We start from the raw sequence: 3,826 nt of genomic DNA, 5'->3' as shown, positions 1-3,826 counted from the left end.
CGAACTCCTCGATCACGCGCCCGGCGGCACCGGGTCGTCGCGGTCCCGCGACCGGCTCGTAGACCGGGACACGGCCACCGGAACGGCGGTCGCCGTGGGCGTCCTCCCGGCCGCCGAGGTCCTCGACCTGCTCGGCGCGCAGCCCCTCGCGGGTCCGGGCCGAGCGCGGCAGCGTGCCGCGGGTGCCCTCGGGGATGCTGAGCTCGTCGTAGAGGTGCGCCGAGGAGGAGTAGGTCTCCTGCGGGTCGGGGATGCCCAGGTCGAGCGCCTTGTTGATGAGCGCCCACCGGTGCAGGTCGTCCCAGTCCACGAAGGTGATGGCCACGCCGGTGGCGCCGGCACGGCCGGTGCGGCCGATCCGGTGCAGGTAGCCCTTCTCGTCCTCGGGGCACTGGTAGTTGATGACGTGGGTGACGTTCTCGACGTCGATGCCGCGGGCGGCGACGTCGGTGGCGACCAGCACGTCGACCTTGCCATTGCGGAAGGCGCGCAGCGCCTGCTCCCGCGCGCCCTGGCCGAGGTCGCCGTGGATCGGGGCGGCGGCGAAGCCACGCTCGACCAGGTCGTCGGCCACCTTGGCCGCGGTGCGCTTGGTGCGGGAGAAGATCATGGTCAGCCCGCGGCCCTCGGCCTGCAGGATCCGGGCCAGCATCTCGACCTTGTCCATGGCGTGGGCGCGGTAGACGAACTGCTCCACGGCCGCGACGGTCTGCCCGGAGTCGTCCTCGCTGATGGCGCGGATGTGGGTGGGCTGGCTCATGTAGCGGCGGGCGAGGGAGACCACGGCACCGGGCATGGTGGCGCTGAACAGCATGGTGTGCCGACCGGCGGGGGTCATCGCCAGGATCTTCTCGACATCGGGCAGGAAGCCCAGGTCGAGCATCTCGTCGGCCTCGTCGAGGACGAGGGTCCGGGCGTGACCCAGGTCCAGGTGGCCCTGGTTGGCCAGGTCGATGAGCCGGCCGGGCGTGCCCACCACGATCTCGACGCCGGCGCGCAGCGCCTCGATCTGCGGCTCGTAGGCCCGGCCGCCGTAGACGGTCAGCACCCGCGCGCCGCGCCGGGCGCCGGCCTTCTCCAGGTCCCCGGCGACCTGGAACGCCAGCTCGCGGGTGGGGGTGACGACCAGCGCCTGCGGGCGGCCGGCCTGCGGCAGGTCGGCGAAGCCCGCGTCGGTCGGGGTGACGACGCGCTGCAGGATCGGGACGCCGAAGCCGAGCGTCTTGCCGGTGCCGGTCTTGGCCTGGCCGATGATGTCGTGGCCGGCCAGCGCCACCGGCAGGGTCATCGCCTGGATGGGGAACGGGTGGGTGATCCCCTGCTCGGACAGCGCGGTGACGATGTCAGGGTGCACGTCGAAGTCGGCGAAGGTGCGGTGTTCTTCCATGGGTGTGTCTGACTCTTCCGGTCGGGGGCCAGGCGGACGGCCGGGGCCGTCGCGCGGCGGGTGACGGGCCGATCGGAGAGGGTCCTGGGCGGCTGCTCCCTGCAGCCTCACGTGCCGACCGGGCACCGTGTGGTCACCACCAGTCTACCGACCGGCTCGGCCACTACGGTGAGGACCATGCCGACGCGCCCTTCCTCGCCACCAGCCGGGGCCGAGACCGAGCTGCTGGGGCTGCTCGCGCACGCCGAGCTGACCGCGTTCCTGCACACCGCACGCGCGGCCGACCAGGCCCCCGACCCCGCCGCCCAGGTCCCGCTGGGGCGGCAGGCGGTCCGGGACTTCGGCCACCACGAGCGGATCGCCGCCCGGCTGGAGGAGCTGGGGCAGCGGCCGGAGCAGGCGATGGCGCCGTACGGGCAGGTGGTCCGTGCCTTCCACGAGCGGACCCAGCCGGCGGACTGGCTGGAGGGGCTGGTCAAGGCCTACGTGGGGGACGGGCTGGCCCGCGACTTCTACCGGGAGGTGGCCGCCCGGCTCGAGCCCGCGGGGGCCGACCTGATCCAGGAGGTCCTGGCCGACCACGACGACGACCTGCTGGCCCGGACGGTGCGGCAGGCGCTGGCCGAGGACCCCTCGGCCCGCGGCCGGCTGGCGCTGTGGGCGCGGCGGATCGTCGGCGAGACGCTCGCCCAGGCGCAGGCGGTGGCCGTGGAGCGGGACGCGCTGGCGCTGCTCGTGCTCGGCGGCGCCGAGACCGGGAGCGGCGAGGCGGCGGGAGACGAGGACGGGGACGGGGGTCTGGCGGGGCTGGGCCGGCTGGTGGCCCGGCTCACCGAGGCCCACGAGGAGCGGATGGCTGCGCTGGGGCTGACCGGGCGGGCAGCCAGTCCGCCGGCCGGGCCGACGGAGCCGGACACCGAGGAGCCGTGACGGCAGCGGGGTGGGGACCTGGCGGGCCCCTCAACGGGTGGTGCTGCTGCTGCGGCCGGTCACCGCGCCGTAGATGAGCACCAGCACGGCCGCCGCCACGACCCCGACGATGAGCGCCAGCCAGTTGAAGCCGCTCATGCTGGTCAGGGCACCCACGATCCAGGACCCGGCCAGGGCGCCGAGCGCACCCAGGACGATCGTCATGATCAGGGAGATGTTCTGCTTCCCGGGCAGCACCAGCCGTGCCAGCGGGCCGATGATGATGCCGAGCAGCAGCGCGACGAGGATGGATGCCATGGACTGGTCTCTCTTCCGGTACGTGTCGTGATCCCAGACGAAGTCATTACCCACCCTTGAACAACCTCACACTGTGATCTGCGTCACAGTGTGTCCACCTGGGTCGGGGTCTCTGGTTCTGGTTGGGCGGGGCGGTGAGGCTGCGGGGTCAGGGTCGGCCGAAGCCGACCCTGCCCTTCTCGCCGACCACCTGCACGTAGCCGAGCGCCGCGGTGGGCACCACCACCTGGCCGCCGCGGTCGTCCGGCAGCTCCAGCGTCGGCTGGTCGCCGGTCAGTGCCGCGCGGACCCGCTGCAGGACCTGCTCGACATCTTCCTCCGTCTCCACCAGGACCTCGGTGGCGACGTCCCGCACGCCGATCCGGATCTGCATCTGCTCCTCCTTGGTCGCGGCCTCACACGGTCTCGGATCGATCCTGTCAGGTCGTCCCGGGCCGCTCGCAGCCGGACCTATCCTGGGCCCATGCCCGGCCGCTACGACCGCCAGCTCGGCCTGGCCGGCCTCGGGGAGCCCGGCCAGGCTCGGCTGCGAGCCGCCTCCTGCCTGGTGGTGGGTGCCGGTGGGCTGGGCAGTCCCGTGCTGCTCTACCTGGCCGGGGCCGGGCTCGGGCGGCTGGGGATCGTGGACGACGACCTCGTGGAGGAGTCCAACCTGCACCGCCAGGTCGTCCACGGGACGTCCGCGCTCGGCCAGGGCAAGGCGGAGTCCGCCGCGGCGCGGGTGCGCGAGCTGAACCCCGACGTCGAGGCGGTGCCGCTGGCCGAGCGGCTGGACCCCGGCAGTGCCGCCGGGCTGCTGGCGGGCTGGGACCTGGTGGTCGACGGCAGTGACAACTTCCCGACCCGCTACGCCACCAACGCCGCCGCCGTCGCCGCGGGCGTGCCGCTGGTGTGGGGAGCGGTGCAGGAGCTCGGGGGACAGGTAGGCGTCGTGGTCCCGGGGGACGGCCCCTGCTACCGGTGCCTGTTCCCCGACCCGCCCCCGCCGGGGACGGTCCCCTCCTGCGCCGAGGCGGGCGTGCTGGGCAGTGTGCCGGGCACGCTCGGCGCCGTCATGGCCACCGAGGCCCTGAAGCTGCTCACCGGGCTGGGCCGCCCGGTGGCGGGCGTGCTGGTCCACGACGCGGCCGACCAGTCCTGGGGCCGCGTCCCGCTGCGCCGGCGCCCGGACTGCCCTGCCTGCGGGGACAGCGCCGCGGCGGCGGGAAGCGG

Annotated in this window: 5 protein-coding genes; 2 read left to right on the top strand and 3 right to left on the bottom strand. The window is 74.2% G+C overall.

Annotated features, from left to right (window positions below; all coding sequences use genetic code 11):
• A partial coding sequence (locus GFJ45_RS15540; protein WP_153398852.1) for a DEAD/DEAH box helicase occupies window positions 1-1,387 on the bottom strand: 1,387 nt, incomplete at its 3' end.
• 177 nt (window positions 1,388-1,564) lie between these two features.
• Between GFJ45_RS15540 and GFJ45_RS15535 the strand changes: the two genes are divergently transcribed.
• The gene (locus GFJ45_RS15535; protein ID WP_153398849.1) at window positions 1,565-2,317 is read left to right on the top strand and encodes a ferritin-like fold-containing protein; all 753 of its coding nucleotides are present in this window, start codon (window positions 1,565-1,567) and stop codon (window positions 2,315-2,317) included.
• 30 nt (window positions 2,318-2,347) lie between these two features.
• Here GFJ45_RS15535 and GFJ45_RS15530 read toward each other — a convergent pair whose 3' ends face one another.
• Together GFJ45_RS15530 and GFJ45_RS15525 are read right to left on the bottom strand one after the other, a co-directional pair.
• The gene (locus tag GFJ45_RS15530; RefSeq protein ID WP_153398847.1) at window positions 2,348-2,614 is read right to left on the bottom strand and encodes a GlsB/YeaQ/YmgE family stress response membrane protein; all 267 of its coding nucleotides are present in this window, start codon (window positions 2,612-2,614) and stop codon (window positions 2,348-2,350) included.
• A 148-nt stretch (window positions 2,615-2,762) separates the two neighbouring features.
• On the bottom strand, window positions 2,763-2,987 hold the full coding sequence (locus GFJ45_RS15525) for a DUF3107 domain-containing protein (RefSeq protein WP_153398845.1): 225 nt from the start codon (window positions 2,985-2,987) through the stop codon (window positions 2,763-2,765).
• Window positions 2,988-3,077: 90 nt separating this feature from the next.
• Between GFJ45_RS15525 and GFJ45_RS15520 the strand changes: the two genes are divergently transcribed.
• A partial coding sequence (locus tag GFJ45_RS15520) for a HesA/MoeB/ThiF family protein (protein ID WP_194288720.1) occupies window positions 3,078-3,826 on the top strand: 749 nt, incomplete at its 3' end.

Source organism: Ornithinicoccus halotolerans (assembly GCF_009602535.1).
Lineage (GTDB): Bacteria > Actinomycetota > Actinomycetes > Actinomycetales > Dermatophilaceae > Ornithinicoccus > Ornithinicoccus halotolerans.
Note: the sequence above shows the minus strand (reverse complement) of the source record. Positions and strands in the feature narration are given on the sequence as shown.